Origin of the sequence: Acidovorax sp. YS12, from assembly GCA_021496925.1 — a bacterium.
Classification (GTDB): Bacteria; Pseudomonadota; Gammaproteobacteria; order Burkholderiales; family Burkholderiaceae_C; genus Paenacidovorax.
Genome location: CP053915.1, coordinates 2,290,324 through 2,316,549 on the forward strand (window position 1 = coordinate 2,290,324; position 26,226 = coordinate 2,316,549).

A 26,226-nucleotide genomic window follows, 5' to 3' on the forward strand; every position below is an offset into this window, starting at 1 on the left:
GCCAAGGCGGCTGGGCTTTTTGCATTGCCCTGCCAGCAGCGCCTTCCACAAGGCCGCAACAGCTACAAGTTATGTAGCAATTCCACGCATTTGCACGCTGTACATGCACCCACGCTATCGGCGATGATAGGATCGTTTGTCACCTCTAAACGTTTTCGGTTACATGGCAGCTGTTGATACCGCACAAAAAGACGCTCCGGCCGTCGCTCTCCCTGGCCTGGGGCGGGCATTGATGTCTGCGGGCAAGTTGACGCAAAAAGCCGCCGAGGACATTTATAAGAAGTCGCAAACCGGCAAAACAAGCTTCATTGCCGAACTCACCGGCTCAGGCACCGTCTCCGCCGCGGACGTTGCCTACACCATGGCCACCATGTTTGGCGCACCATTGCTGGATCTGGGGGCCTTTGACCCAGCGCGCCTGCCCAAAGATCTGCTGGACGCCAAAATCTGCCAGGCCTATCGGGTGCTGCCGCTGAGCAAGCGCAACAACCGCCTGATCGTCGCCACCGCAGACCCTACCGACCAAGAAGCGGCAGAAAAGATCAAGTTCACCACGCAAATGGGCGTGGACTGGATCGTTGCCGAATACGACAAACTCTCAAAGCTCGTAGAAACAGCCTCAAAGAGTGTCAGTGAATCCATGGAGTCGCTGACCAGTGGTGGCGACTTCGAATTCGGCGACATTAACGTCGAAGAGTCCACGGAATCCAACGAGGCAGAAACCTCCGACGTGGAGGACGCCCCGGTCGTCAAGTTCCTGCACAAGATGCTGATCGATGCATTCAACATGCGCGCATCGGATTTGCATTTTGAGCCTTACGAACACACTTATCGCGTGCGCTTTCGCGTGGACGGCGAATTGCGGGAGATCGCTTCGCCCCCCATCGCCATCAAGGACAAACTCGCTTCGCGCATCAAGGTGATCTCGCGCCTGGACATCTCGGAAAAGCGCATCCCCCAAGACGGCCGCATGAAACTCAAGGTCGGCCCGGACCGGGTGATCGATTTCCGCGTCAGCACCCTGCCCACATTGTTCGGGGAAAAGATCGTGATCCGTATCCTGGATCCGAGCAGTGCCAGGCTGGGCATCGATGCGCTGGGCTATGAGCCTGAAGAGAAAGAGCGCTTGCTGCATGCCATTGGACGGCCCTACGGCATGATTCTGGTCACCGGCCCGACGGGCTCGGGCAAAACGGTGTCGCTTTACACCTGCCTGAACCTGCTGAACAAACCCGGGGTGAACATCGCGACGGCAGAAGATCCATCGGAAATCAACATGCCCGGCGTCAACCAGGTCAACGTCAATGAAAAGGCGGGCCTGACCTTTGCAGCGGCACTCAAGTCATTTCTGCGCCAGGATCCAGACATCATCATGGTCGGCGAAATCCGTGACCTTGAAACGGCGGACATCGCGATCAAGGCCGCCCAGACCGGCCACTTGGTGCTGTCGACGCTGCACACAAACGATGCACCCACCACGCTGACCCGCATGCGGAACATGGGCATCGCCCCCTTCAACATTGCCTCCAGCGTGATCCTCATCACTGCGCAGCGCCTTGCCCGCAGGCTGTGCGCCCAATGCAAGGCACCGGCCGATATTCCGCACGAAGCCCTGATCGAGGCCGGATACAGCGACAGCGAAATCGACGGCAGCTGGGTTACCTACCGGCCCGTGGGCTGCTCGGCCTGTAACAACGGCTACAAGGGGCGGGTCGGTATCTACCAGGTCATGCCGATTTCCGAGGAGATGCAGCGCATCATCCTGCAGGACGGCAGTGCGCTCGAAATTGCCGAGCAGGCCAAGCGCGAAGGAGTGCGCTCCCTGCGGGCATCCGGACTGCACAAGGCCAAGATGGGGCTGACCTCGCTTGAAGAAGTGCTGGCTGTCACCAACGAATAAGAAATAGCAGCAACCACAGGGAACCACGAGGGAGCACCATGGCAACCGCCGCATCCAAGGACATCAAGGATTTCGTCTTCGAATGGGAAGGCAAGGACCGCCACGGCAAAGTCGTGCGCGGCGAGGTCCGCGCCGTTGGTGAAAACCAGGTGCAGGCCACCTTGCGGCGCCAAGGGGTTTTGCCCACCAAGATAAAGAAACGGCGCATGCGCGCGGGCAAGAAGATCAAGCCCAAGGACATTGCGCTGTTCACCCGCCAGATGGCCACGATGATGAAGGCGGGCGTGCCTTTGCTGCAGGCTTTCGACATCGTGGGGCGCGGAAATGCCAATGCCAGCGTCACCAAGCTGCTCAACGATATCCGTTCGGATGTGGAAACCGGAACCTCGCTGAACGCAGCCTTCCGCAAATACCCGATGTACTTCAACAGTCTCTACTGCAACCTGGTCGAGGCCGGTGAAGCCGCCGGTATCCTCGAAACGCTGCTCGACCGGCTGGCGGCCTACATGGAAAAGACCGAAGCCATCAAGGCCAAGATCAAATCGGCGCTGATGTACCCGATCTCGGTGATCATCGTGGCGTTCGTCGTGGTCACCGTGATCATGATCTTCGTGATCCCAGCGTTCAAGGAAGTGTTCACCTCATTTGGTGCCGATCTGCCAGCGCCCACGCTTTTCGTGATGGGCATGAGCGAGATTTTCGTGAAGTGGTGGTGGCTGATCTTCGGCGTCATCGGCGGCGGCGGCTATTTCTTCATGCAGGCCTGGAAGCGCAGCGAGAAAATGCAAATTGCCATGGATCGGTGGCTGCTGCGCATTCCCATCTTTGGCCCGCTGATCAACAAGGCCGCCGTGGCGCGCTGGACGCGCACGCTCTCGACGATGTTCGCTGCAGGTGTTCCCCTGGTCGAAGCACTTGACTCCGTCGGCGGTGCCGCTGGCAATGCGGTCTATGCCATAGCCACGGACAAGATCCAGCAGGAAGTCTCCACCGGCACCAGCCTGACTGCAGCCATGGGCAACGCCAACGTCTTCCCCACCATGGTGCTGCAAATGTGCGCCATCGGCGAGGAGTCCGGCTCCATCGACCACATGCTGGGCAAGGCAGCGGATTTCTACGAGGAAGAAGTCGATGACATGGTGGCAGGCCTGTCCAGCCTGCTGGAGCCCATCATCATCGTGTTCCTGGGCGGTCTGATCGGCGGCATCGTGGTATCCATGTACCTGCCCATCTTCAAACTCGGCCAAGTGGTCTGATGGCGTTCGATCCCTGGGCCAGCGCCGCGTTGGCTGGCGTATTCGGTCTGCTCATCGGCAGTTTTCTGAACGTCGTCATCCACCGGCTGCCCAAAATGCTGGAGCAGCAATGGGCCGCCGAATATGCCCACTATGCGGCCGAAGGCGCCGAAGTGCCCGAGGCGAAAGCGCCCGCCATTAGCCTGTCGCACCCCCGCTCGGCCTGCCCCCATTGTGGCCACACCATCCGGTGGTACCAGAACATCCCCGTCCTCAGCTACCTGGCCTTGCGCGGGCGCTGCGCGGGTTGCAGCATGCGCATCAGCCTGCGCTACCCGTTGGTCGAGCTGACCACGGCGGCACTGTTCGCTTTTTGCGCCTGGCGCTGGGGCATCACGCCCACGGGCGCGGCCTGGTGCCTGTTCTGCGCGCTCATCGTGGCCTTGGCGGGGATCGACTGGGACACGACCTTGCTGCCCGACGATCTCACCCTGCCCCTGCTGTGGGCCGGGCTGCTGGCATCGGCCCTGCAATGGACCGACGTGCCGCTGTTCTCCGCCGTCATGGGCGCGGCGGCCGGTTACCTGTCGCTCTGGTCGGTCTATTGGGGCTTCAAACTGGCAACCGGCAAGGAAGGCATGGGCTACGGCGATTTCAAGCTCTTCGCCGCCCTGGGCGCCTGGTTCGGCTGGCAGGCGCTGGTGCCCATCATCCTGATGGCCTCGGTCATCGGCGCCATCGTCGGCATCGCCATGAAGCTGACCAGCGGGCTGCGCGAGGGCGGCTATGTTCCCTTCGGCCCCTTTCTGGCCGGAGCAGGGCTCACGGCCCTGGTTTTCGGACCGCAAGCCGTGATGCAGCATCTTCTGGGCTGGCTGGGACTGTGACTGGCCCCGTTTCCATGGTGCGGTTGGGCGTGACGGGCGGCATCGGCAGCGGCAAGAGCACGCTGGCTGACATGCTCGCACAACGCGGCGCCGCCTGGATCGACGCCGACCGGATCGCCCGTGGCGTGACGGCCCCTGGCGGTGCTGCCATCCCCGCCATCCGGCAGACCTTCGGCGACGCGCTGATCGGCGCCAGCGGCGCCCTGGATCGTGCGCGCATGCGTGCGCTGGTCTTTGCCCAGCCCGCCGCACGCCAGCAGCTCGAAGCCATCGTCCACCCCCTGGTCGGCCAGCAGACCGCGGCCCAGGCCACCGCTGCCGCCGCGCAGGGCGTGCGCCTGGCGGTGTTCGACATCCCCCTGCTCGCGGAATCTGGCCACTGGCCGGCACGGCTCAACGCCGTGGCCGTGGTCGATTGCACGCCGGAAACCCAGCTCCAGCGCACCATGGCGCGCAGTGGGCTGGACCGTGCCACCGTGCAAGGCATCATGGCCTCGCAGGCATCGCGCGCGCAGCGCCGTGCCGTGGCCGACATCGTGGTCTGCAACGACGTGCCATCGCTGCAGGAACTGCAAGCCCAGGCAGACCGGATCGCCGCATGGTTCGGGCTATGATTCTTTTCTTGAGTGCCTCCAGGAATCCGGCAGCGTGATCCTTTACGAATACCCTTTCAACGAACGGCTGCGAACCTACTTGCGCCTGGAGCAGCTGTTTCGCCGCCTGGGCGAACTGGTCTCCCGCACGCACCCGCTCGACCACCACTTCGCGCTGGTCACCCTGTTCGAGATCATGGACGTGGCGGCGCGCGCCGACCTCAAGGCCGACGTGCTCAAGGACCTGGAGCGCCAGAAGCACCTGCTCGACAGCTACCGGGGCAATCCATCGATCTCCGAATCGGCGCTCAACGCCATCATCGCCCAGCTCGACCGCTGCTTCACCGCCCTGAGCAACCAGAGCGGCAAGGCCGGCCAGGCGCTGACCGACAACGAATGGCTGATGGGCATCCGCAGCCGCCTAGGCATTCCCGGCGGCACCTGCGGCTTCGACCTGCCCGGCTACCACGCCTGGCAGCACAGCGACCCGACCTATCGCCAGCGCGCCCTGGAAACCTGGGCCAGCACCATGGCCCCGCTGGCCGAGTCGATCTACCTGCTGCTGAAAATGCTGCGCGATGCCGGCGTGCCGCAGCGCGTGGCGGCCGAGCGCGGCCAGTTCCAGCAAAGCCTGCCGCAAGGCCGCACCTTCCAGTTGCTGCGCCTGCGCATCGACCCGTCCCTGGGCCTGGTGCCCGAGATCAGCGGCAACCGGCTGCTCGTTTCGGTGCGCCTGATGCGCATGGACGGCGATGGCCGCCTGCAGTCCTGCCAGGATGACGCGGCCTTTGAACTGACGCTGTGCGCCTGAGCGCCATGGACAACACGCCAGCCCGCACTGTCCCCTGCCCCACCTGCGGCGGCGACAGCGTTTTCAGCCCGGCCAACCGCTTCCGGCCGTTCTGCAGCGCGCGCTGCAGGCAGATCGACCTGGGCGCCTGGGCCACGGAAGAGTTCCGCGTGCCCTCGGAAGCGCCGCCTGAGGACGCCGCCTACGGCGACCCCAGGCGCGAAGACGGCTGATTTCAAGCCAAATCAGCCTCCAGGGCACATGCAGCAAGCGCCAGCAGCTCTCAACTCGATAGCATTTCAGGATCGAATACCTGGCCGCGTTCCTCGGCCAGCCAGCGCAGCACCTCGTACGCGCCGGGCAGCACGGGCCGCACGTCCAGCGGGAACTGCTGCCACGCCATCTGCTGGCCCTCGCGCATCTCGAAGTCGCCCTCCCACGCCTGCACCTTGCACCAGTGCAGGCGCACCAGGGCATGCGGGTAGTCGTACTCGGTGACCTTCCAGGCCTGCACCGCGCCAATGGTGACGCCCAGTTCCTCGATGAGCTCGCGGCGCAGCGCCTGCTCCACGTTCTCGCCCGGCTCGATCTTGCCGCCCGGGAACTCCCAGTAGCCCGCATACGCCTTGCCCGGCGGGCGCGTGGACAGCAGCATGGCGCCGTCGCCGCGCAGCAGGATGCCGACGGCCACCTCGGTGTGCTTGCGTGCCGGCGTCATGCGTCCTGCCGTCCTGCGAAGTCACGCGCAAACTGGTAGGCCACGCGGCCGCTGCGCGAGCCGCGCTCCAGCGCCCAGACCAGCGCCTCGGGCCGCGCCGCGGCGATCGCCGATTCCGCCACGCCCAGCGCCGCCAGCCACTGCGCCACGATGGCCAAGTATTCCTCCTGGCTGAACGGGTAGAAGCTCACCCACAGGCCGAAGCGCTCGGACAGCGAGATCTTTTCCTCGACCACCTCGCCGGGGTGGATCTCGCCATCGGCCGAAGTGGTGTAGCTCAGGTTGTCCTTCATCTGCTCGGGCAGCAGGTGGCGGCGGTTGCTGGTGGCATAGACCAGCACATTGGGCGTGCTCGCGGCCACCGTGCCGTCGAGGATGGACTTGAGCGCCTTGTAGCCGCCCTCGCCTTCCTCGAAGCTCAGGTCGTCGCAGTAGACGATGAATTTCTCGGGCCGCCCGGCCACCACCTCGACGATGTCGGGCAGGTCCGTCAGGTCGGCCTTGTCCACCTCGATCAGGCGCAGGCCCTGCGGCGCATAGGCATGCAGGCAGGCGCGGATCAGCGAGGACTTGCCCGTGCCGCGCGCGCCGGTCAGCAGCATGTTGTTGGCGGTGCGGCCCTGCACGAACTGCGCGGTGTTGCGCTGGACTTTTTCCTTTTGCGCGTCGATTTCCTTCAGGTCTTCCAGGCGCATCGGCGCCACCTGGCGCACCGGCTCCAGCACGCCATGGCCGCTGCTGCGCTTGCGGTAGCGCCAGGCCACGGCGGCCGACCAGTCGGGCGCGCCCAGGGGCTGCGGCAGCACCGATTCGATGCGCGCCATCAACTGCTCGGCGCGGGCCACGAGTCGTTCAAATTTTTCGTTCATTTTGGCCTCCAGCCCTTGCTGGTCAAGCGCAAGCAGCTATCAAAAACAAAGCAAACAAGGAGCTGTTCAAGAGCGGTAGTCGGCGTTGATGCTCACGTAGTCGTGGCTCAGATCGCAGGTCCACACGGTGTCCTGCGCCTCGCCGCGGCCCAGCCCGACGCGCACGGTGATTTCGCTTTGCCGCATCACGCGCTGGCCATCTTCCTCGCGGTACGCGGGGTTGCGCCCGCCCTGCGTGGCAACGTGCACGTCGTCCAGGTGCAGTTCGATGCGCGTCTGGTCCAGGTCGTCGATGCCGGCGTAGCCCACGGCCGCGAGGATGCGGCCCAGGTTCGGGTCGCTGGCGTAGAACGCCGTCTTGACCAGCGGCGAATGCGCGATGGCATAGGCCACCTGGCGGCATTCGGCAGCGGTCTTGCCGCCTTCCACGCGCACGGTGATGAACTTGGTCGCGCCCTCGCCGTCGCGCACGATGGCCTGGGCGAGCTGGCGCGCAACGCCGAGCAGCGCGGCCTGCAGCGCGCGGCCCTCGCTGCTGTCGAGCGCCGTGATGGGCGCATGCCCGGCCTGGTGCGTGGCCATGAGCACGAAGGAGTCGTTGGTCGAGGTGTCGCCGTCGATGGTGACGCGGTTGAACGAGCCATCGGCCAGCGTGCGCACCAGCGGCTGCAGCAGTTCGGGGGCGATGGCCGCGTCGGTGGCCAGAAAGCCCAGCATGGTCGCCATGTTCGGGCGGATCATGCCCGCGCCCTTGCTGATGCCGGTGATGCGCACCGTGGCGCCGCCGATCACCACCTGCGTGCTGTAGGCCTTGGGCAAGGTGTCGGTGGTCATGATGCCCTCGGCGGCGCGCGCCCAATGGCCGGGCTGGGCGTCGGCGAGGGCGGCGGGCAAGCCCGCCTCGATACGCTCCACGGGCAGCGGCTCCATGATGACGCCAGTGGAGAACGGCAGCACCTGCTGCGGCGCCAGGCCCAGGCGGCCCGCCAGTGCGACGCAGGTGGCGCGCGCGCGCGCCAGGCCGTCGGCGCCCGTGCCCGCGTTGGCGTTGCCGGTATTGACCACCATGGCGCGGATGCCCTGGCCCGCCGCCAGGTGCTCGCGGCAGACCTGCACCGGCGCGGCACAGAAGCGGTTCTGCGTGAACACGCCGGCCACGCTCGTGCCCTCGTCGAGCAGGAACACGGTCAGGTCTTTGCGGTCGGCCTTGCGCACACCGGCTTCGGCAACGCCGATGCGCACGCCGGGCACGGCATGCAGGTCTGCGGCTTGGGGGCTGGAGAGGTTCACGGGCATGGGTGTTCCTGGAAAGGGGTGGGAAAAGGGGCACAAAAGCAAACACGGGCCGCAGCCCGTGTCGTGCAGCGCTACGCCATCAGGTCAATTTGCCGTGGCATTGCTTGTACTTCTTACCGCTGCCGCACGGGCAGGGGTCGTTGCGGCCCACGCGCACGCCCGCGGGCACGACGGAAGCCACGGTGCTCGGATCGACGGTGGATTCGGCTTCGCCGCTCTCGGTCGGCGCGGTGTAGGTGACGTTGGTGATGGCCTCGGCGCGGCTCTCGAAGGCTTCGGTGGCCTGGCCGATCTGTGCGGGCGACTGCACCTGCACGGTGAGCAGGATGCGCGTGACCTCGTTCTTCACCTGGTCCAGCAACTGGCGGAACAGCTCGAAGGCCTCGCGCTTGTATTCCTGCTTAGGCTGCTTCTGCGCGTAGCCGCGCAGGTGGATGCCCTGGCGCAGGTAGTCCAGCGCGGACAGGTGGTCGCGCCAGTTGCTGTCGAAGCTCTGCAGCAGCACGGCGCGCTCGAACTGCATGAAGTTCTCGCGCCCCACCAGCTCGAGCTTGGCATCAAACAAGGCCTTGGCGGCCTGCAGCACTTTTTCGAGGATTTCGTCGTCGGTGATGCTCTCCGAGCCCGCCACTTCCTGCTGCAGAGCCAGATCGAGCTGCCACTCGCCCGCCAGCGCCTTTTCCAGGCCCGGCAGGTCCCACTGCTCCTCGACCGAATCGGCGGGCACGTACTGGCGCACCACATCGGCCAGGCAATCGTCGCGCATGGCGGCGATCATGTCGGACAGGTCGGTGGCGTCGAGGATCTCGTTGCGCTGCTGGTAGATGACCTTGCGCTGGTCGTTGGCCACGTCGTCGTATTCCAGCAATTGCTTGCGGATGTCGAAGTTGCGCGCCTCGACCTTGCGCTGCGCGCTCTCGATGCTGCGCGTGACGATGCCGGCCTCGATGGCTTCGCCGTCGGGCATCTTCAGGCGGTCCATGATGGCGCGCACGCGGTCACCCGCGAAGATACGCATGAGCTGGTCGTCCAGGCCCAGGTAGAAGCGCGAGGAGCCGGGGTCGCCCTGGCGGCCCGAGCGGCCACGCAGCTGGTTGTCGATGCGGCGCGACTCGTGGCGCTCGGTGGCGATGATGCGCAGGCCGCCCAGCGCCATGACCTTCTCGTTGTCGAGCTTCCACTGCGCGCGCAGCTCCTCGATACGCTTGGCGCGGTCTGCTTCTGACAGCGATGCGTCCGCCTCGATCGCCGCCACGGCCTTCTCGACGTTGCCGCCGAGCACGATGTCGGTGCCGCGGCCCGCCATGTTGGTAGCGATGGTGATCATGCCGGGCCGGCCGGCCTGGGCCACGATGTCGGCCTCGCGCGCGTGCTGCTTGGCATTGAGCACCTGGTGCGGCAGCCCGGCCTTGTTCAGCAGTTCGTCGATGATCTCGGAGTTCTCGATCGATGTCGTCCCCACCAGCACCGGCTGGCCGCGCTCGTGGCATTCGCGGATGTCGGCAATCGCGGCCTCGTACTTCTCGCGCGTGGTCTTGTACACGCGGTCGAGCTGGTCCTGGCGCTTGCTCGGGCGGTTCGGCGGAATGATGACGGTTTCCAGGCCGTAGATTTCCTGGAACTCGTAGGCCTCGGTGTCGGCCGTGCCGGTCATGCCGCCGAGCTTGGCGTAAAGGCGGAAGTAGTTCTGGAAGGTGATGGACGCCAGGGTCTGGTTCTCGGCCTGGATGTTCACGCCCTCCTTGGCCTCGACGGCCTGGTGCAGGCCTTCGCTCCAGCGGCGGCCAGCCATCAGGCGGCCCGTGAATTCGTCGACGATGACGATCTCGCCGTTCTGCACCACGTAGTGCTGGTCGCGGTGGTACAGGTGGTGCGCGCGCAGCCCCGCGTACAGGTGGTGCACGAGCGTGATGTTGGCCGGGTCGTAGAGCGACGCCCCTTCGGAGATCAAGCCGGCCTGCGCCAGGATGCGCTCGGCGTTCTCGTGGCCCTGCTCGGTCAGGAAGACCTGGTGCGATTTTTCGTCGAGTGTGAAGTCGCCGGGCTTGGTCACGCCCTCGCCCGTGCGCGGGTCGGCCTCGCCCTCCTGGCGCGTGAGCAGGGGCACGACCTTGTTGATCGCCAGGTACATGGCCGTGTGGTCCTCGGCCTGCCCGCTGATGATCAGCGGGGTGCGCGCTTCGTCGATCAGGATGGAGTCCACCTCATCCACGATGGCGTAGTTCAGCCCGCGCTGCACGCGGTCGCGCACCTCGTAGACCATGTTGTCGCGCAGATAGTCGAAGCCGTACTCGTTGTTCGTGCCGTAGGTGATGTCGGCGCCGTAGGCGGCCTGCTTTTCCTCGCGCGGCATCTGCGGCAGGTTGATACCGACCGTGAGCCCCAGGAAGTTGTACAGCCGCCCCATCCACTGGGCGTCGCGGCCGGCCAGGTAGTCGTTCACCGTGACCACGTGCACGCCCTGGCCCGACAAGGCGTTGAGGTACACCGGCAGCGTGGCCGTCAGGGTCTTGCCTTCGCCCGTGCGCATCTCGGCGATCTTGCCGTGGTGCAGCGCCATGCCGCCGATGAGCTGCACATCGAAGTGGCGCATCTTCATCACGCGCTTGGAGCCTTCGCGCACCACGGAGAACGCCTCGGGCAGCAGCGCATCGAGCGATTCGCCCTTGGCCACGCGGTCCTTGAACTCCTGGGTCTTGGCACGCAACTGCTCGTCGTTCAGCTTCTCGTACTCCGGCTCCATGGCATTGATGCGCGCCACTGTCTTGCGGTATTGCTTGAGAAGCCGGTCGTTGCGGCTGCCGAAAATTTTGGTGAGAAAGTTGGTGGCCATGCGAGCAAGAGCCGCCGCCGCCGCATCGCGCCGGAACAACGACCCAAAATCCCTAAAAAATGTGGAATTCAATTGGGGCCGCTATCCGGCAATGCAAGCCTGCCCATCTGGCAGCGGGACCCAAACCGGGAATTCTACTGTGCGCCCCATGCCCGCCTTCCTGCTGCAGGCCAGGGGCAGGTCAAGGTCCGGGATAATTCGCCTGTTCCCTGCCTTCACCGCCATGCACCGACGCCACCACGCCATCACCCTGCAGCAAGCCACCGAGGAATCGCCCGCGCTGGCCCAACTGGTGGCGCTCACGCGCGACTCCAGCGCGCGCCTGCAGGCCATCCAGGCGCTGCTCCCGCCCGCGCTGCGCGGCGCCATCCAGGCCGGGCCGATCGAAGGCCAGGGCTGGTGCCTGCTGGTCAAGGGCAATGCGGCCGCCGCCAAGCTGCGCCAGCTGACGCCGGCCTTGGCGGCGCATTTGCGCAGCAAGGGCTGGGATGTGCAGACGATCCGCCTCAAGGTCCAGTAGCTGAAACGGTGGCCTTGGCATTGCGGCAGGCGGCATCCGTGAGGGGCGTGACGGCATCTCCATGGGCTGGTGGGAGAGGTACCGTCAATAAAGTACCGGATGCAAGCGGCTGTGATGCACTTCGGCGGACTCCGCAGAGCGCGCCACAGAGGGGAAAAAGAAAAAGGCCGCACGTTCATGGAACTGTGCGGCCTTCAATATGGTGCCGGTTGTCGGATTCGAACTGACGACCTACCGCTTACAAGGCGGGTGCTCTACCAACTGAGCTAAACCGGCGAAAGCGCGGATTCTATACCGGCCGGAACCCAAGAATCCAGCCAGGCGCCATCGGCCTCGACTTACTTGATACGCTTGAGCGCGGGCCGCCCGCCACCGCCCGCCGGTGGCACCGGGCGCGGCTCCTCGTCATCGCCATCCGCCGCATCGGCCACAGCCAACTGCACCACCCGTTCCTCGACAGGAGCCGGAATGGAAGGCTCCACCTGCGGCAGCAATGCCGGCACGCCCTCGGGCACATCTTCAGGAGGAGGAAAGGCCATGCCCTGGCCGTTCTCGCGCGCATAGATGGCGACGACACGACTGACAGGCACGATGATTTCCCGCGGCTGCCCGCCAAAACGCGCCTTGAACTCGATGTAGTCGTTACCCAGCTGCAATGCGCTCGTGGCGTCGTAGCTGACGTTGAGCACGATCTCCCCATCCTTGACGTACTCCCGCGGCACCTGCACCGAGGCGTCCACGCGCACCACGACATAGGGGGTGAATCCATTGTCGGTGCACCACTCATAGAGGGCGCGGATCAGATAGGGGCGCGTCGAAGCGGTGTCCTGGGTATGCATGGCGTCAAGAGTCGATGGCGAAACGAGAAAGCGCTTACTTGCGCATGACCTTTTCGGACGGTGTGAGCGCCTCGATGTACGCCGGGCGGGAAAAGATGCGTTCGGCATACTTGAGCAGCGGCGCGGCGTTCTTCGACAGCTCGATGCCGTAGTAATCCAGGCGCCACAGCAGCGGGGCGATGGCCACGTCGAGCATCGAGAAGTTCTCGCCCAGCATGTACTTGTTCTTGAGGAACACGGGCGCCAGCTGCGTCAGACGGTCACGGATGTGGGCCCGTGCCTTCTCGAGCGCCTTTTCGTTGCCCTTGGTCGCACGCGACTCCAGGGCGCTCACGTGCACGAACAGTTCCTTCTCGAAGTTGAGCAGGAACAGGCGCACGCGCGCGCGATCCACCGGGTCGCCGGGCATCAGTTGCGGATGCGGGAAGCGCTCGTCGATGTATTCGTTGATGATGTTCGACTCGTACAGGATCAGGTCGCGCTCGACCAGGATGGGCACCTGGCCGTAGGGGTTCATCACGCTGATGTCTTCCGGCTTGTTGTACAGATCCACGTCGCGGATCTCGAAGTCCATGCCCTTCTCGAACAGCACGAAGCGGCAGCGGTGGGAGAAGGGGCAGGTCGTTCCCGAGTAAAGCACCATCATGGTGAAAGGCTCCTAAAAATCAAAAAGAGTGGGATGCGCGAAGCACCCACTCTGCAAAGATGACGCCCCGGCCCGCGCCTGCGAGCCGGGGTACGCCCTATGGTGTTATTTGACGTCTTTCCAGAAGGCCGCGTTGAGTCGCCACGCAATGACCGTGAACAGCGCCAGGTATAGCAGCACCCACACGCCCAGGCTCTTGCGCTTGTCCTGCGCGGGCTCGCCCATCCACTGCAGGTAGTTCACCAGGTCGCCGACGGCCTGGTCGTACTGCTGCTGCGTCATGGCGCCGGGGGTCAGTTGCTCCCAGCCCTTGAAGACATGGCTCTTCTGGCCGTGGCTCTCGACCTCTTCGAAGACGGCGCGGCGCTCGCCCTGCAGCTGCCACAGCGCGTGCGGCATGCCCACGCTGGGGAAGGCCAGGTTGTTCCAGCCCGTGGCCTTGGCATCGTCGCGGTAGAAGGTGCGCAGGAAGGTGTACAGGTAGTCGGCACCCGTGCCGTTGTGGCCCGCGCGCGAACGCGCGATCACGGTCAGGTCGGGCGGGTTGGCACCGAACCATTCGGAAGCCTGCTTGGGATCAATGGCCGCCTTCATGGTCTCGCCGATCTTGTCGGTGGTGAACAGAAGGTTGTCCTTGATCTCCTGGTCCGTGAGGCCGATGTCCTTCAGGCGGTTGAAGCGCATGAACGCCGCCGAGTGGCAGCTCAGGCAGTAGTTGACGAACAGCTTGGCGCCGTTTTGCAGCGACGCCTTGTCGGTGGTGTTCACGGGCGCCTTGTCCCAGGCGATGCCGCCCTCGGAGGCTTGCGCCCCGGTAGCGATACCCAATGCTGCGATCAGCGAAAAAAGCACTTTTTTCATTGTTGTTCTCTCCGGCTCAGTGGGGCTTGAAGGTCACGCGATCAGGCACGGGCTTGGGCGTGCCCAGACGGGTCCACCAGGGCATCAGCAGGAAGAAGCCGAAGTAGAACAGCGTGCCGACCTGCGAAACGCGCTCGCCCACCGGCGACGGCGGCTGCACGCCCAGATAGGCCAGGATCACGAACACGACCACGAACACGGCATACAGCCACGTGTGCCAGCCCGGACGGTAGCGGATCGAACGCGCCGGGCTCTGGTCGAGCCAAGGCAGGAAGAACAGGATGATCACGGCACCACCCATCACGACCACGCCCCAGAACTTGGCGTCGATCGACAGCATCAGCGCGATGACCACGGCGGCAGCGACCACGATGCCGCCCTTGATGAAGCCGGGCAGCTTGGCCTTGAGCACGCCAAAGCCGGCGCCCAGCACCACGCAGGCGATCAGGGCGTACATCATCTCGCTGGTGATGGCACGCAGCATGGAATAGAACGGCGTGAAGTACCACACCGGAGCGATGTGGTTGGGCGTCTTCAGCGGGTCGGCCGGGATGAAATTGTTGTACTCCAGGAAGTAGCCACCCAGCTCGGGCGCGAAGAACACCACGGCCGAGAAGATGAACAGGAACACACCGACGCCGAAGATGTCATGCACCGTGTAGTACGGGTGGAAGGGGATGCCGTCCAGCGGATGGCCCTTGGCGTCCACCGGCTTGCCGGAGCCCTTGATCTCGATGCCGTCGGGGTTGTTGGAGCCCACGTCGTGCAGGGCCAGCAAGTGGGCCACGACCAGGCCGATCAGGACCAGCGGCACGGCGATCACGTGGAAGCTGAAGAAGCGGTTCAGCGTCGCGTCGCCCACCACGTAGTCGCCGCGGATCAGCAGCGCCAGGTCAGGACCGACGAAGGGGATGGCCGAGAACAGGTTCACGATCACCTGCGCGCCCCAGTACGACATCTGGCCCCAGGGCAGCAGGTAGCCCATGAAGGCTTCGGCCATGAGCGCCAGGAAGATGGCGCAGCCGAAGATCCACACCAGCTCGCGCGGCTTGCGGTACGAGCCGTAGAGCAGGCCGCGGAACATGTGCAGGTACACGACCACGAAGAACGCCGAGGCGCCCGTGGAGTGCATGTAGCGGATCAGCCAGCCCCAGGGCACGTCGCGCATGATGTACTCGACCGACTCGAACGCCTTGGCGGCGTCGGGCTTGTAGTGCATCACGAGGAAGATGCCGGTGACGATCTGGATCACCAGCACCAGCAGCGCCAGCGAGCCGAAGATGTACCAGAAGTTGAAGTTCTTCGGAGCGTAGTACTCCGACATGTGCACCTTGTAGGCATCGAAGGCCGTCGGGAAACGGTTCTCGAACCAGTTGGTGAGTTTCGCGCCCGCCGAGGCGTTGGGCGAGAGTTCCTTGAATTCGCGGTAAGCAGCCATGTGTACTGTCTCCCTCAGGCCTTCTTGTCTTCACCGATCAGGAGCTTGGTCTCCGACAGGTACATGTGCGGCGGCACTTCGAGGTTGTCGGGCGCGGGCTTGTTCTTGAACACGCGGCCGGCCATGTCGAAGGTGGAGCCGTGGCAGGGGCACAGGAAGCCGCCCCTCCAGTCGTCGGGCAGCGAAGGCTGCGGGCCAGCGACGAACTTGTCGGACGGCGAGCAGCCCAGGTGGGAGCAGATGCCCACGGCCACCAGCACCTCGGGCTTGATGGAGCGCCACTCGTTGCGCGCGTACTCGGGCGTGAGCTCCGCCGGGTTGCGCTTGGATGCAGGATCGGCCAGCTGGCCATCGAGCTTGGGCAGCTCGGCCAGTTGCTCCGGCGTGCGCTTGACGATCCACACCGGCTTGCCGCGCCACTCCACGGTGATCTTCTCGCCGGGCTTGAGGCTGGAGATGTCGACCTCGACGGCCGCACCTGCCGCCTTGGCCTTCTCAGAGGGCTGGAACGTACTCACAAAGGGGACGGCAGCAGCCACGCCGCCCACCGCGCCAGCGCAGCCGGACGCGATCAGCCACGTCCGTTTGCCGGAGTCGATCGGAGTTTCACTCATGGGGGGATCCTCGGTATGCAACGCTATTAGGGTCAACCACAAATTGTAGCGGAGTGATAATCGCGGCCGGGGGGCTGTCGCGTGCCAAGGCGCTGCCCTATGTCAAGCAATAGGGCGGTTTTTCAAGTCCGCCACCACCGGAGCGCGCTGCAATGAGCATGTTGAAAGAATTCAGGGAGTTCGCCGTCAAGGGCAACGTCATCGACCTCGCCGTGGGCGTGATCATCGGCGGCGCGTTCGGCAAGATCGTCGATTCGGTCGTCGCCGACCTCATCATGCCGCTGGTCGGCCTGGTCTTCGGCAAGCTCGATTTCTCCAACCTCTTCGTCGTGCTGGGCACGGTGCCCGAAGGCACGGCGCGCACGCTGGACGCGCTGAAGAAGGCCGGCGTGCCAGTGTTCGCCTACGGCAGCTTCATCACCGTGGCGGTCAACTTCCTGATCCTGGCCTTCATCATCTTCATGATGATCAAGCAGATCAACCGCCTCAAGCGCGAAGCGCCCGCCGCCGAGCCCGCGCCCGAACCCGCGACGCCGGAAGACATCGTGCTGCTGCGCGAGATCCGCGACAGCCTCAAGCGCTGAAAGACACCGGCCCGCACAGCGCCCGTGGCATCCGCGCCACGGGCGTTTTGTTTTGCTTCACGCGGCCAGCGCGCGCGCCATGCGCACGGCCTCGATCAGGCTGGCCGCGTCGGCCACGCCGCGCCCCGCGATGTCAAAGGCCGTGCCATGGTCGGGGCTGGTGCGCACCAGCGGCAGGCCCAGGGTGACGTTCACGCCCTTGTCCACGCCCAGGTACTTGACCGGGATCAGCCCCTGGTCGTGGTACATCGCCACCACCACGTCGAACTCGCCCGGGCGCGCGCTGGTGGCGCGCGCGCGCATGAACACCGTGTCCGGCGCGTAGGGGCCGTGCACGTCGAGCCCCTCGGCGCGCGCCTGCGCCATGGCGGGCGCGATCACCTCGATCTCCTCGCGGCCGAACAGCCCGCCCTCGCCCGCGTGCGGGTTCAGCCCGGCCACCGCGATGCGCGGCGCGCGGCCCAGGCTGCGCACCAGCGCGGCATGGGTGATGCGCAGGGTCTGCAGCACGTTGCCGAAGGTCACCGCCGCCAGCGCATCGCGCAGCGACACGTGGATGCTGACCAGCACGGTGCGCAGTTCGTCGCTGGCCAGCATCATGCGCACCGGCATGCCGGCCAGCGGCACGCCCGCGTGCTGCGCCGCCTCGGCCTGGAGCAGCTCGGTGTGGCCGGGAAAATCCACGCCCGCCGCCGCCAGCGCCTCCTTGTGCAGCGGCGCCGTCACCAGCGCCGCCAGCTCGCCGCGCAGCGCCGCGCGCGCCGCCCATTGCACGCAATGCGCGGCAGCGCGCCCCGCCTCGGCGCTGACCTGGCCCCAGGGCTGCGGCCCGGGCAGGCCGGGCAGCGCCAGCACCGGCAGGCAGCGCGGCGGCATGTCCCACGCCGCGCGCGGGTGCGCCAGCAGCGCCACGGGCAAGGGCGGGCGGCCCGGCCCCTCGATGCACGCGGCAGCGCGGCACAGCGTGGCCAGCTCGCCCGCCACGAAGCAGCCGCGCAGCAGGTCTGGCGCGTCGCGGAACGCCTGGGCGATGATTTCCGGCCCGATGCCGGCGCTGTCGCCCTGGGTGATGGCGATGGGTTTTTCCGCGTGCGTGGAATTCATGGTCAGAAGTGGCTCAAATGCCCGCCAGTCAAGCGCTGGCAGCTATCAAAAAAGTATCAAGCCGGGTTGGCGATGTCGATGAACTGGTGCGCCAGCCCATGCAGCGCCGCCATGTGCGCGGCCACGGCGGGCGCGCCGTAGCGCTCGGTGGCGTGGTGCCCGGCGGCGATGAAGGCCACGCCGGTCTCGCGCGCCAGGTGGGCCTGCGGCTCGGAGATTTCGCCGGTGATGAAGGCATCGGCCCCGGCGGCGATGGCGGCCTCGAAGAAACCCTGCGCGCCGCCCGTGCACCAGGCCACGCGGCGGATGGCGCGCGCGCCCTCGCCCGGCGCCAGCGTGGCCGCGCGCCCCAGCGCACGCTCCACATGGGCAGCCAGCGCCTGGGCATCGGCGAACGCCGCCGGGGCCACGCAGCCCAGTTCCTGTTCGCCAAAGCGCTGGTCGGCCTGCCAGCCGAGCACGCGCCCGAGCTGCGCGTTGTTGCCCAGTTCCGGGTGGGCGTCGAGCGGCAGGTGGTAGGCGAACAGGCTGATGTCGTGCGCCAGCAGCAGGCGCAGGCGCTCCTTCATCCAGCCGACGACGCGCCCGTCCTGGCCGCGCCAGAACAGGCCGTGGTGCACGAACAGGGCATCGGCGCGCGCGGCAATGGCGGCCTCGATCAAGGCGCGGCTGGCCGTGACGCCGCTGACGATGCGCTGGATGCCGTCCTTGCCCTCGACCTGCAGGCCGTTCGGGCCGTAGTCCTTGAAGCGCTCGGGCTGCAGCAGCCCGTCCAGGCCGCGCAGCAGTTCGTTTCGGGAAATGCTCATGCGCCGATTGTCTCAGCCTGCGCCGGGCGCGGGGATACCGCACAATGCCGGTTTCACTGCCTCCCAAAAGAATCCATGAAGCGCTTCTGGCTGCTGTTCTCGCAGGCCGTGACCGTGCTGGTCGCGGCCTATTTCGTCGTCGCCACGCTGCAGCCCGATTGGCTGCGACGCGGCCAGCGCGTGTCCAGCGCCGGCATCACGCTGCTGGAGGCGGCGCCGCAGCCCGAGGGCGCGACCGCGCCGGGCAGCTTCAGCACGGCCGCGCGCAAGGCCGCCCCGGCGGTGGTGAGCATCAACACCAGCAAGGCCGTGCGCCACCCGCGCAGCAACGACCCGTGGTTCCAGTTCTTCTTCGGCGACCCCGGCCCGCAGGCGCAGGTGGGCCTGGGCAGCGGCGTGATCATCAGCCCCGACGGCTACATCCTGACCAACAACCACGTGGTCGAGGGCGCCGACGAAATCGAGGTCACGCTCACCGACAGCCGCCGCGCCCAGGCGCGCGTGATCGGCACCGATCCGGAGACGGACCTGGCGATCCTCAAGATCGAACTCGACAAGCTGCCCGTGATCGTGCTGGGCAACTCCGACCAGCTCGCCGTGGGCGACCAGGTGCTGGCCATCGGCAACCCGTTCGGCGTGGGGCAGACGGTGACCAGCGGCATCGTCTCGGCGCTCGGGCGCAGCCAGCTCGGCATCAACACCTTCGAGAACTTCATCCAGACCGACGCGGCCATCAACCCCGGCAACTCCGGCGGCGCGCTGGTGGACGTGCTGGGCAACCTGCAGGGCATCAACACCGCCATCTACTCGCGCTCGGGCGGCAGCATGGGCATCGGCTTCGCCATTCCCGTGTCCACGGCGCGCATGGTGCTCGACGGCATCGTGCGCGACGGCCACGTCACGCGCGGCTGGATCGGTGTGGAGCCGAACGAGCTCTCGCCCGAGCTGGCCGAGACCTTCGGCGTGAAGGCCTCCGAGGGCGTCATCATCACCGGCGTGCTGCAGGGCGGCCCCGCCGCCGAGGCGGGCCTGCGGCCGGGCGACGTGATCGTGCAGGTGGCAGGCCACCCGGTGCGCAACGTGTCGGAGCTGCTCACGGCGGTGGCGGCGCTCAAGCCCGGGCAGCCCGTGCCCTTCATGCTGCAGCGCGGCGACGGCCCGGTGGAGCTGCAGGTGTCGCCCGGCGTGCGCCCGGCCCAGCGCGCGGCGCGGCGTTAATTTTCGCCAAGCGCTATCAAAAAAGAAGCTGCCAGCGCTTGCCACACAAGCGCTGGCAGCCTTTTTGATGCCTGCTCAGGATTCCTCGGCTTCTTCCGGTGCCTTGGACACCTTGAGGAACCAGCCCGCGCCGAGAATGCCCACCTCGTACAGCAGGCACATTGGAATCGCCAGCGCGAGCTGCGAGATCACGTCGGGCGGCGTGACCACGGCGGCGATGACGAAGGCCACGACGATGAAGTAGCCGCGAAAGCTCTTGAGCTTGTCGACCTCGACGATGCCGAAGCGCACCAGCAGCATCACCACGATGGGCACCTGGAACGCCATGCCGAACGCCAGGTACAGCGACAGGATGGATTCGACGTACGAGGCGATGTCCGGCGTGGCCGCCACGCTCGCCGGCGTGAAGCCCTGGATGAAGCCAAACATCTTGTCGAGCACGAAGAACTGCACGAAGGCGATGCCGACGTAGGCCAGCAGGCTGCCGAAGAGGATCAGCGGCAGCGCGAACTTCTTCTCGTGGCTGTACAGGCCGGGCGCGACGAAGGCCCAGAGCTGGTAGATGATCCACGGCAGCACGGCCAGCACGGCCACCAGCATCAGCACCTTGAGCGGCACGAAGAACGGCGTGAACACCCCCACGGCGATCAGCTTGGCGTCGGGCGGCATGTGGGCGCGGATGGGCTGGGCGATGAAGTCGATCAGCCCGTTCGGGCCGGGCCAGATGGCGAGCACGATCAGCGCCACGGCCACGCCGTAGAGGCAGTACAGCAGGCGGTCGCGCAGCTCCATGAGGTGCTGCACGAAGGGCTGCTCGGTGCCCGCGAGCTCGTCGTCTTGGGAAGGGTTCTCGGACATGGGAGGGGTGTTTTCAGGGGCGGGCGCAACCTGGCTTGCGCTGCGGCCCCGGGCCGCGCGGCGGCCGGATCAATGGAATTTCTTGGGCCGGTAGCGCGCCACGCGCGCCGCGCCCGACAGAACCTTGGTGCGCACGCCGGCGCGTGCCTTGTACCACTGCGGCGTGGCGCCGCGCTTGAGGCGCCAGTTCTTGCCGGGGTGCTTGTAGGCCGGCGCGGGCGGCGTGTCCTCGAATGCGGAAGACGCACCATCGGCGGAGGACACAGCACCCGTGGCCTCGTTCCAGTCCTTCTCGAACGCGCGCGCCTCGGTCTGGATGGACTGCTCGACGTTGCGCGCCGCGCCCTCGACCTCGTCCTTCATCTTGCGCAGTTCGTCCAGCTCCATGCTGCGGTTCACTTCGGCCTTGACGTCGGCCACATAGCGCTGCGCCTTGCCCAGCAAGGTGCCGACGGTGCGCGCCACGCGCGGCAGCTTCTCGGGGCCGATGACGATCAGCGCCACGGCGCCGACCAGCGCCATCTTGGACAGGCCAATGTCGATCATGGCGTGGGTCAGCTCTTTTGTTTGGCTTCCACGTCGATGGTGGTCTTGTCAGCGGCCTGCTGGTTGGCCACCTGCCCCGCGGGCTTGCCTGCGGCCTCCTCGGTGGCACCGCCGTCCTTCATGCCGTCCTTGAAGCCCTTGACTGCGCCGCCCAGGTCGGAGCCGATGTTCTTGAGCTTCTTGGTGCCGAACACCATGACGACGATCAGCAGCACGATCAGCCAGTGCCAGATGGAAAACGAGCCCATGAAATTCTCCTAACGAATCCGTTCATTGTAGAGGGCGGACATGGCACCGCCCGCGCATACCCGGACGGGCGTGCGGGGCGTGAACCTCACCCCTTGAGCCAGGGGCGCGGGCCGCCCATCACGTGGATGTGCAGGTGGTGGATCTCCTGGCCGCCCTCGTCGCCCGTGTTCACCACGATGCGGAAACCGCCCTGCGGGTAGGGGCCGCAGCCCTGCTCCAGCGCCAGCCTGGGCGCCAGGGCCATCATGCGGCCGAGCAGTGCCTCGTGCGCGTCGCCCACCTGGGCCATGGAGGGCACGTGGTGCTTGGGCACCATGAGGAAATGGACCGGCGCCCAGGGGTGGATGTCGTGGAACGCGAAGACGTCGTCGTCTTCGTAGACCTTCTTCGAAGGGATCTGGCCCGCGATGATCTTGCAGAAAAGGCAGTTCGGATCGTGCATGGGGTGGAGAAGCGAGATCAGGGAATGTCGGCGATGTTGATGGTCGGGCGCAGGCCCACGTCAGAGGCATGCGCGCCCAGCCAGCGCTCGCCCTCGGCGCGGCCGAGCGCGAACAGCTGGCGCACGAAGGCCAGGTCGGCGCGCGTCTTGCTGGCGGCGCCGAAGCCCTCCAGCAGCGCGCCGCCGTCGATGCGGTGCAGGCGCACGTCCTTGTAGCGCCGGGGGTCGAGCCGCCCTTCGGCCAGCAGCCGGCGCACAAACTCGATGGCGCGCATCTCCGCCAGCAGGCTGGCGTTGAAGGTCACCTCGTTGGTGCGCTCCATGATGTCCTGCGCCGTCTCCGGCAGCGCGCGGTGCTCGATCGGGTTGATCTGCACCAGCAGGATGTCGGCGCACTCGGTGTGGTAGATCAGCGGGTGCAGGGCCGGGTTGCCCGAGTAGCCGCCGTCCCAGTAGTGCTCGCCGTCGATCTGCACCGCCTTGAACAGCAGCGGCAGGCAGGCCGACGCCATCACCGCGTCGACCGACAGGCGCGGCCCCGAGAAGATCTCGCCGCGCCCCGTGCGTACGTTGGTGGCGCACACGAACACCCGGGGGCCGCGCGCGCCGCGCACGTGGCACAGCGCGTCGAAATCCACCTCGCGCTCCAGCAGGCGGCGCAGCGGGTTGATGTCGAGCGGATTGGTCTGGTAGGGCGACAGCCACTGCGCCATGAGGCCGAGCACCGGGTTGTTCTGCAGCGGCACGCCCCACAGCAGGCTGCCCAGCGTGCCCACGCCCTCCCACAGCCGCGCCAGGGTCTGGCGCGCCAGCACGCAGCCGGCCGCGTGCGCGTCGCGCGCGTCCTGGTGCTGCAGCGCGGCCTGGGCAAAGCCATGGGCCACGGCCACGGCGTTCATGGCGCCCGCGCTGGTGCCGCTGATGCCTTCGAGCGCGAAGCGCCCGTCTTCGAGCAGCGCATCCAGCACGCCCCAGGTCAGCGCGCCGTGCGAGCCCCCGCCCTGCAGGGCCAGGTTCAGGGGCGCCAGCGGGGCCGCCGCGCGGGTGGTGTCGTCAGGCATGGACCGGGCGGTCCTGGTTCATGGCCACCATGCCGCGCACGATGCGGTACAGGAACCAGATGGAGATCAGCCCCCAGGCGATCCAGCCCGGGACGAAGAACAGCAGCCACAGCGGCGCGGTCACCAGGTACAGCACCCCGGCCCACAGCACGGTGCGGATGCGCCAGGAGAAGTGCGAGCCCTGCCAAGTGCCCTCGGCGTCGCCGCGCTTCACCAGGTCGAGCACCAGCGCGATGATGAGCAGCGCCGCGCTGGGCTGCGCGCCGGGCACGACGGCGGCCACGGCCACGATGAGGTGCAGCACGTAGCTGACCCAGCCCCAGGCCTTCAGGCCCTCGGCCTTTTCCTCGCTGGTCTGCACGTCGATGATGTCGCTCATGGAGAACCCTCCTCGGTGGCACGCGCAACCGCCTTGCGCAAGGCTTTTTCCTCGATGCCGCTGGTGCCTTCGCGGCGCTCCAGCTCGGCGATCACGTCGGCGGGCGCCAGGCCGTAGTGGGCCAGCGCCACCATGGAATGGAACCACAGGTCGGCCACCTCGTACAGCAGCTTGGACTTGTCCGCGCCATGGTCCACGTCCTTGGCGGCCATGACGACCTCGGTCGCCTCCTCGCCGATCTTCTTGAGGAAGGCGTCCGGCCCCTTGTGCAGCAGGCGCGCGACGTAGCTCTTGTCGGGGTCGCCAGCCTTGCGGCTTTCGATGACGGCGGCCAGGCGCGCGAGCGCGTCTTGCGGCGCGGGGGCCAGGGAATCGTTGGAACGCATGGGTCTTACTTGTAGATGGATTCAGGGTCTTTCAAGACCGGATCGACGGCCTGCCACGCGCCGTCCTTCAGCACGCTGAAAAAGCAGCTGTGGCGCCCCGTGTGGCAGGCGATGCCGGGCGCGTGGCCGAGTTGCGTGACCTTGAGCAGCACCACGTCGCTGTCGCAGTCGAGGCGGATCTCGTGCACGGTCTGCACGTGGCCCGACTCCTCGCCCTTGAACCACAGCTTGCCGCGCGAGCGGCTGAAGTACACGGCGCGGCCCAGCTCGGCCGTCCTGGCCAGGGCCTCGCGGTTCATCCAGGCGAACATCAGCACGTCGCCCGTGCCCTGCTCCTGCGCGATCACGGGCACCAGGCCCTGCGCATCCCATTTCACTTGATCCAACCAGTTCATGCTCTTGAATATGTAGCTGCTTGCGCGCTCTGGACAAGCGCTGGAGGCCTATTTTGCTTAGAACGTGTTCACGATCTTAAAGCCGCACCGGAATGCCGCGCTCGGCCATGCGCTGCTTGGCCTGGCCCACGGTGTATTCGCCGTAGTGGAAGATGCTGGCAGCCAGCACGGCGTCGGCGCCGCCCTGCTGCACGCCGTCGGCTAAATCGTCCAGGTTGCCCACGCCGCCCGAGGCGATCACGGGCACCTGCACGGCGTCGCTCACGGCGCGCGTGAGCTGCAGGTCGAAGCCGCTCTTGGTGCCGTCGCGGTCCATGCTGGTGAGCAGGATCTCGCCCGCGCCGCGCCGCGCCATCTCCATGGCCCACTGCACGGCGTCCAGGCCGGTGTTCTTGCGCCCGCCGTGGCTGTACACGTCCCAGCCCGGGCCGCGCTGCGCCAGGTCGTCGCCCTGGCGGCGCTTGGCGTCGATGGCCACGACGATGCACTGCGCGCCGTACTTGCCCGAGGCCTGGTCGATCACCTCGGGGTTGGCGATGGCGGCGGAGTTGAAGCTGGTCTTGTCGGCGCCGGCGTTGAGCAGGCGGCGCACGTCTTCCACGGTGCGCACGCCGCCGCCCACGGTGAGCGGAATGAACACCTGGCTGGCCACGGCCTCGATGATCGGCAGGATCAGGTCGCGCCCGTCGCTGGTGGCGGTGATGTCGAGGAAGGTGAGTTCGTCGGCGCCCTGCGCGTTGTAGCGCGCGGCGATCTCTACGGGGTCGCCCGCGTCGCGCAGCTCGACGAAGTTGACGCCCTTGACGACGCGGCCGCCGGTCACGTCAAGGCAGGGAATGATGCGTTTGGCAAGCATGCGCCGGCACTCTGGAGGTTGGGAACAAGGTGCGCAAGATACCACGGGCCGCCGCGCCTTGCGCTACCAAAAAAGTAGCTGGGTGCGCTTGGTATTCCTCGATTTCCAACGTGATTGATGGAAAAAACAAGGCCCATCAAGCGCTGCCAGCTATCAATAAAGGAGCATCGGCCAGCCTGCGCGCCTCGCCGTCCTGCCAGCGCCAGGCATCGCGGCACATGGCATCGACGCCCCGGCGCGCGCGCCAGCCCAGCAGGCGCCCAGCCAGCGCGGGGTCGGCCCAGCAGGCCGCCACGTCGCCGGGGCGGCGCGCCACGATGCGGTAGGGCACCGGGCGCCCGCTGGCCTGCTCGAAGCCGCGCACCATCTCCAGCACCGACACCGGCTGGCCCGTGCCCAGGTTCACCGTGAGCAGGCCCGGGTGCTGGCGCAGGTAGCGCAGCGCCGCCACGTGGCCCTCGGCCAGGTCGCAGACGTGGATGTAGTCGCGCACCCCGGTGCCGTCCACCGTGGGGTAATCGCCGCCGTACACGCTCAGCACCTCGCGCTGGCCCGCGGCCACCTGTGCCACGTAGGGCAGGAGGTTGTTGGGAATGCCCTGCGGGTCCTCACCGATGAGGCCGCTCTCGTGCGCGCCCACCGGGTTGAAGTAGCGCAGCCGCGCGATGCGCCACAGGCCCGGCTCGGCCGCCGCCACGTCAGCCAGCACCTGCTCCATCATCAGCTTGCTCCAGCCGTAGGGGTTGGTGGCCGAGAGCGGGAAGTCCTCGCGGATCGGCAGGCTGGCCGGGTCGCCATAGACCGTGGCCGACGACGAGAACACCATGCTGCGCACGCCCGCGTCGCGCATGGCCTGCAGCAGCGCCACCGTGCCGGCCACGTTGTTGCCGTAGTACATCAGCGGCTCGCGCACCGACTCGCCCACGGCCTTGAACGCCGCCAGGTGCACCACCGCCGAGATGGCGTGGCGCGCGAACAGCTGTTGCAGCAGGGCCACATCGCGCACATCGCCCTCGACGAAGGCAGGCGCCTGGCCCGTAATGCGCGCCACCCGCTCCAGCACCGAGGGCCGGCTGTTGCTGAAGTTGTCCACCACCAGGTACGGCTCGCCCGCCTGGGCCAGGGCCACGCAGAGGTGTGAACCGATATAGCCGCAGCCACCCGTCACAAGAATCACACAGCACCTCTTTCTTCTGCACCGCCGTGACAAACCACGGCAGGAAATTCAACTATTGTTAACAAATGAATGATTTGAAAAATCTATTAACATCTTAATAGAATCCCCGCACGCCCCAGCCTC

Annotated in this window: 30 protein-coding genes and 1 tRNA gene; 9 read left to right on the plus strand and 22 right to left on the minus strand. The window is 66.4% G+C overall.

Annotated elements, in window-relative coordinates; translation table 11 throughout:
- Window positions 1–163 precede the first annotated feature (163 nt).
- Genes pilB through YS110_10495 form a run of 6 tightly spaced genes read left to right on the plus strand, consistent with a single transcriptional unit; the run spans window position 164 to window position 5,638 of the window.
- Entirely contained in the window at window positions 164–1,900 is a 1,737-nt protein-coding gene (pilB, locus tag YS110_10470) for a type IV-A pilus assembly ATPase PilB (protein ID UJB65142.1), read from the plus strand.
- Window positions 1,901–1,938: 38 nt separating this feature from the next.
- Window positions 1,939–3,156 (plus strand): type II secretion system F family protein, encoded by a 1,218-nt coding sequence (locus YS110_10475; GenBank protein UJB65143.1) that lies wholly within the window; start codon window positions 1,939–1,941, stop codon window positions 3,154–3,156.
- A complete protein-coding gene (locus tag YS110_10480; GenBank protein ID UJB65144.1) occupies window positions 3,156–4,022 on the plus strand; it encodes a prepilin peptidase in 867 nt (288 codons plus the stop codon). Before YS110_10475 ends, YS110_10480 begins: the two co-directional genes overlap by 1 nt.
- A 14-nt stretch (window positions 4,023–4,036) precedes the next feature.
- Window positions 4,037–4,636: a dephospho-CoA kinase gene (locus YS110_10485; protein ID UJB67419.1), complete on the plus strand. Its 600-nt coding sequence runs from the start codon at window positions 4,037–4,039 to the stop codon at window positions 4,634–4,636.
- 34 nt (window positions 4,637–4,670) lie between these two features.
- A complete protein-coding gene (gene zapD, locus YS110_10490) occupies window positions 4,671–5,426 on the plus strand; it encodes a cell division protein ZapD (GenBank protein UJB65145.1) in 756 nt (251 codons plus the stop codon).
- A gap of 5 nt (window positions 5,427–5,431) precedes the next feature.
- On the plus strand, window positions 5,432–5,638 hold the full coding sequence (locus YS110_10495) for a DNA gyrase inhibitor YacG (GenBank protein ID UJB65146.1): 207 nt from the start codon (window positions 5,432–5,434) through the stop codon (window positions 5,636–5,638).
- 50 nt (window positions 5,639–5,688) lie between these two features.
- Here the strand turns inward: YS110_10495 and YS110_10500 are convergent, their stop codons facing one another.
- The 4 genes from YS110_10500 to secA all read right to left on the minus strand — a co-directional run bounded on the left by YS110_10500 (window position 5,689) and on the right by secA (window position 11,121).
- On the minus strand, window positions 5,689–6,123 hold the full coding sequence (locus tag YS110_10500; protein UJB65147.1) for an NUDIX domain-containing protein: 435 nt from the start codon (window positions 6,121–6,123) through the stop codon (window positions 5,689–5,691).
- A complete protein-coding gene (locus tag YS110_10505) occupies window positions 6,120–6,992 on the minus strand; it encodes an ATP-binding protein (GenBank protein UJB65148.1) in 873 nt (290 codons plus the stop codon). Before YS110_10505 ends, YS110_10500 begins: the two co-directional genes overlap by 4 nt.
- A gap of 66 nt (window positions 6,993–7,058) precedes the next feature.
- Entirely contained in the window at window positions 7,059–8,288 is a 1,230-nt protein-coding gene (gene argJ / locus YS110_10510) for a bifunctional glutamate N-acetyltransferase/amino-acid acetyltransferase ArgJ (protein UJB65149.1), read from the minus strand.
- Window positions 8,289–8,367: 79 nt separating this feature from the next.
- Window positions 8,368–11,121 (minus strand): preprotein translocase subunit SecA, encoded by a 2,754-nt coding sequence (gene secA, locus YS110_10515; protein UJB65150.1) that lies wholly within the window; start codon window positions 11,119–11,121, stop codon window positions 8,368–8,370.
- Window positions 11,122–11,344: 223 nt separating this feature from the next.
- On the opposite strand from secA, the gene YS110_10520 reads away from it, so the two are divergent.
- Entirely contained in the window at window positions 11,345–11,641 is a 297-nt protein-coding gene (locus YS110_10520; GenBank protein UJB65151.1) for a hypothetical protein, read from the plus strand.
- Window positions 11,642–11,841: 200 nt separating this feature from the next.
- Here YS110_10520 and YS110_10525 read toward each other — a convergent pair.
- From YS110_10525 to petA, 6 genes are all read right to left on the minus strand, one after another.
- Window positions 11,842–11,917: transfer RNA gene (locus tag YS110_10525), tRNA-Thr, on the minus strand.
- Window positions 11,918–11,979: 62 nt separating this feature from the next.
- The gene (locus YS110_10530) at window positions 11,980–12,480 is read right to left on the minus strand and encodes a ClpXP protease specificity-enhancing factor (GenBank protein ID UJB65152.1); all 501 of its coding nucleotides are present in this window, start codon (window positions 12,478–12,480) and stop codon (window positions 11,980–11,982) included.
- A gap of 34 nt (window positions 12,481–12,514) precedes the next feature.
- On the minus strand, window positions 12,515–13,126 hold the full coding sequence (locus YS110_10535) for a glutathione S-transferase N-terminal domain-containing protein (protein UJB65153.1): 612 nt from the start codon (window positions 13,124–13,126) through the stop codon (window positions 12,515–12,517).
- Between the two features lie 105 nt (window positions 13,127–13,231).
- Window positions 13,232–13,987 (minus strand): cytochrome c1, encoded by a 756-nt coding sequence (locus YS110_10540; GenBank protein ID UJB65154.1) that lies wholly within the window; start codon window positions 13,985–13,987, stop codon window positions 13,232–13,234.
- Window positions 13,988–14,003: 16 nt separating this feature from the next.
- Complete coding sequence (locus YS110_10545) at window positions 14,004–15,425, minus strand: cytochrome bc complex cytochrome b subunit (protein ID UJB65155.1); 1,422 nt, start codon at window positions 15,423–15,425, stop codon at window positions 14,004–14,006.
- 14 nt (window positions 15,426–15,439) lie between these two features.
- On the minus strand, window positions 15,440–16,039 hold the full coding sequence (gene petA / locus YS110_10550) for a ubiquinol-cytochrome c reductase iron-sulfur subunit (GenBank protein ID UJB65156.1): 600 nt from the start codon (window positions 16,037–16,039) through the stop codon (window positions 15,440–15,442).
- Between the two features lie 152 nt (window positions 16,040–16,191).
- On the opposite strand from petA, the gene mscL reads away from it, so the two are divergent.
- Window positions 16,192–16,623, plus strand: a complete 432-nt coding sequence (gene mscL / locus YS110_10555; GenBank protein ID UJB65157.1) for a large conductance mechanosensitive channel protein MscL — start codon at window positions 16,192–16,194, stop codon at window positions 16,621–16,623.
- Between the two features lie 57 nt (window positions 16,624–16,680).
- Here mscL and pdxA read toward each other — a convergent pair whose 3' ends face one another.
- Complete coding sequence (gene pdxA, locus YS110_10560) at window positions 16,681–17,727, minus strand: 4-hydroxythreonine-4-phosphate dehydrogenase PdxA (protein ID UJB65158.1); 1,047 nt, start codon at window positions 17,725–17,727, stop codon at window positions 16,681–16,683.
- A gap of 56 nt (window positions 17,728–17,783) precedes the next feature.
- Window positions 17,784–18,536, minus strand: a complete 753-nt coding sequence (locus YS110_10565; protein UJB65159.1) for a Nif3-like dinuclear metal center hexameric protein — start codon at window positions 18,534–18,536, stop codon at window positions 17,784–17,786.
- Between the two features lie 75 nt (window positions 18,537–18,611).
- On the opposite strand from YS110_10565, the gene YS110_10570 reads away from it, so the two are divergent.
- Window positions 18,612–19,754 carry a trypsin-like peptidase domain-containing protein gene (locus YS110_10570; GenBank protein UJB65160.1) on the plus strand — a complete coding sequence of 381 codons (1,143 nt, stop codon included), beginning with the start codon at window positions 18,612–18,614 and terminating at the stop codon, window positions 19,752–19,754.
- Between the two features lie 75 nt (window positions 19,755–19,829).
- On the opposite strand, the gene tatC is transcribed toward YS110_10570, so the two are convergent.
- The 10 genes from tatC to galE form a co-directional block, all read right to left on the minus strand.
- Entirely contained in the window at window positions 19,830–20,612 is a 783-nt protein-coding gene (gene tatC, locus YS110_10575) for a twin-arginine translocase subunit TatC (GenBank protein UJB65161.1), read from the minus strand.
- Between the two features lie 69 nt (window positions 20,613–20,681).
- Complete coding sequence (tatB, locus tag YS110_10580; GenBank protein UJB65162.1) at window positions 20,682–21,158, minus strand: Sec-independent protein translocase subunit TatB; 477 nt, start codon at window positions 21,156–21,158, stop codon at window positions 20,682–20,684.
- An 8-nt stretch (window positions 21,159–21,166) separates the two neighbouring features.
- Window positions 21,167–21,406, minus strand: coding sequence for a Sec-independent protein translocase subunit TatA (tatA, locus tag YS110_10585; GenBank protein ID UJB65163.1), 240 nt, complete (start codon window positions 21,404–21,406; stop codon window positions 21,167–21,169).
- 86 nt (window positions 21,407–21,492) lie between these two features.
- Window positions 21,493–21,849: a histidine triad nucleotide-binding protein gene (locus YS110_10590; GenBank protein UJB65164.1), complete on the minus strand. Its 357-nt coding sequence runs from the start codon at window positions 21,847–21,849 to the stop codon at window positions 21,493–21,495.
- 17 nt (window positions 21,850–21,866) lie between these two features.
- Entirely contained in the window at window positions 21,867–22,910 is a 1,044-nt protein-coding gene (locus YS110_10595) for a patatin-like phospholipase family protein (protein ID UJB65165.1), read from the minus strand.
- Complete coding sequence (locus tag YS110_10600; GenBank protein ID UJB65166.1) at window positions 22,903–23,289, minus strand: hypothetical protein; 387 nt, start codon at window positions 23,287–23,289, stop codon at window positions 22,903–22,905. Before YS110_10600 ends, YS110_10595 begins: the two co-directional genes overlap by 8 nt.
- Window positions 23,286–23,675, minus strand: a complete 390-nt coding sequence (locus YS110_10605; GenBank protein ID UJB65167.1) for a phosphoribosyl-ATP diphosphatase — start codon at window positions 23,673–23,675, stop codon at window positions 23,286–23,288. Before YS110_10605 ends, YS110_10600 begins: the two co-directional genes overlap by 4 nt.
- A 5-nt stretch (window positions 23,676–23,680) precedes the next feature.
- On the minus strand, window positions 23,681–24,070 hold the full coding sequence (gene hisI / locus YS110_10610) for a phosphoribosyl-AMP cyclohydrolase (protein ID UJB65168.1): 390 nt from the start codon (window positions 24,068–24,070) through the stop codon (window positions 23,681–23,683).
- Window positions 24,071–24,146: 76 nt separating this feature from the next.
- The gene (gene hisF / locus YS110_10615; GenBank protein ID UJB65169.1) at window positions 24,147–24,926 is read right to left on the minus strand and encodes an imidazole glycerol phosphate synthase subunit HisF; all 780 of its coding nucleotides are present in this window, start codon (window positions 24,924–24,926) and stop codon (window positions 24,147–24,149) included.
- A gap of 136 nt (window positions 24,927–25,062) precedes the next feature.
- Window positions 25,063–26,103, minus strand: coding sequence for a UDP-glucose 4-epimerase GalE (gene galE / locus YS110_10620; protein UJB65170.1), 1,041 nt, complete (start codon window positions 26,101–26,103; stop codon window positions 25,063–25,065).
- Between the last annotated feature and the right edge of the window lie 123 nt (window positions 26,104–26,226).

Coding starts and splice junctions, on each gene's coding strand:
- hisF (UJB65169.1), bottom strand. CDS start 24,926: ATGCTTGCCAAACGCATCATTCCCTGCCTTGACGTGACCGGCGGCCGC.
- tatB (UJB65162.1), bottom strand. CDS start 21,158: ATGATCGACATTGGCCTGTCCAAGATGGCGCTGGTCGGCGCCGTGGCG.
- YS110_10545 (UJB65155.1), bottom strand. CDS start 15,425: ATGGCTGCTTACCGCGAATTCAAGGAACTCTCGCCCAACGCCTCGGCG.
- YS110_10500 (UJB65147.1), bottom strand. CDS start 6,123: ATGACGCCGGCACGCAAGCACACCGAGGTGGCCGTCGGCATCCTGCTG.
- argJ (UJB65149.1), bottom strand. CDS start 8,288: ATGCCCGTGAACCTCTCCAGCCCCCAAGCCGCAGACCTGCATGCCGTG.
- YS110_10600 (UJB65166.1), bottom strand. CDS start 23,289: ATGAGCGACATCATCGACGTGCAGACCAGCGAGGAAAAGGCCGAGGGC.
- mscL (UJB65157.1), top strand. CDS start 16,192: ATGAGCATGTTGAAAGAATTCAGGGAGTTCGCCGTCAAGGGCAACGTC.
- petA (UJB65156.1), bottom strand. CDS start 16,039: ATGAGTGAAACTCCGATCGACTCCGGCAAACGGACGTGGCTGATCGCG.
- YS110_10480 (UJB65144.1), top strand. CDS start 3,156: ATGGCGTTCGATCCCTGGGCCAGCGCCGCGTTGGCTGGCGTATTCGGT.
- YS110_10535 (UJB65153.1), bottom strand. CDS start 13,126: ATGATGGTGCTTTACTCGGGAACGACCTGCCCCTTCTCCCACCGCTGC.
- YS110_10565 (UJB65159.1), bottom strand. CDS start 18,536: ATGAGCATTTCCCGAAACGAACTGCTGCGCGGCCTGGACGGGCTGCTG.
- YS110_10595 (UJB65165.1), bottom strand. CDS start 22,910: ATGCCTGACGACACCACCCGCGCGGCGGCCCCGCTGGCGCCCCTGAAC.
- YS110_10485 (UJB67419.1), top strand. CDS start 4,037: ATGGTGCGGTTGGGCGTGACGGGCGGCATCGGCAGCGGCAAGAGCACG.
- pdxA (UJB65158.1), bottom strand. CDS start 17,727: ATGAATTCCACGCACGCGGAAAAACCCATCGCCATCACCCAGGGCGAC.
- YS110_10590 (UJB65164.1), bottom strand. CDS start 21,849: ATGCACGATCCGAACTGCCTTTTCTGCAAGATCATCGCGGGCCAGATC.
- hisI (UJB65168.1), bottom strand. CDS start 24,070: ATGAACTGGTTGGATCAAGTGAAATGGGATGCGCAGGGCCTGGTGCCC.
- YS110_10570 (UJB65160.1), top strand. CDS start 18,612: ATGAAGCGCTTCTGGCTGCTGTTCTCGCAGGCCGTGACCGTGCTGGTC.
- YS110_10505 (UJB65148.1), bottom strand. CDS start 6,992: ATGAACGAAAAATTTGAACGACTCGTGGCCCGCGCCGAGCAGTTGATG.
- YS110_10540 (UJB65154.1), bottom strand. CDS start 13,987: ATGAAAAAAGTGCTTTTTTCGCTGATCGCAGCATTGGGTATCGCTACC.
- YS110_10520 (UJB65151.1), top strand. CDS start 11,345: ATGCACCGACGCCACCACGCCATCACCCTGCAGCAAGCCACCGAGGAA.
- YS110_10495 (UJB65146.1), top strand. CDS start 5,432: ATGGACAACACGCCAGCCCGCACTGTCCCCTGCCCCACCTGCGGCGGC.
- tatA (UJB65163.1), bottom strand. CDS start 21,406: ATGGGCTCGTTTTCCATCTGGCACTGGCTGATCGTGCTGCTGATCGTC.
- pilB (UJB65142.1), top strand. CDS start 164: ATGGCAGCTGTTGATACCGCACAAAAAGACGCTCCGGCCGTCGCTCTC.
- YS110_10605 (UJB65167.1), bottom strand. CDS start 23,675: ATGCGTTCCAACGATTCCCTGGCCCCCGCGCCGCAAGACGCGCTCGCG.
- YS110_10530 (UJB65152.1), bottom strand. CDS start 12,480: ATGCATACCCAGGACACCGCTTCGACGCGCCCCTATCTGATCCGCGCC.
- YS110_10475 (UJB65143.1), top strand. CDS start 1,939: ATGGCAACCGCCGCATCCAAGGACATCAAGGATTTCGTCTTCGAATGG.
- tatC (UJB65161.1), bottom strand. CDS start 20,612: ATGTCCGAGAACCCTTCCCAAGACGACGAGCTCGCGGGCACCGAGCAG.
- secA (UJB65150.1), bottom strand. CDS start 11,121: ATGGCCACCAACTTTCTCACCAAAATTTTCGGCAGCCGCAACGACCGG.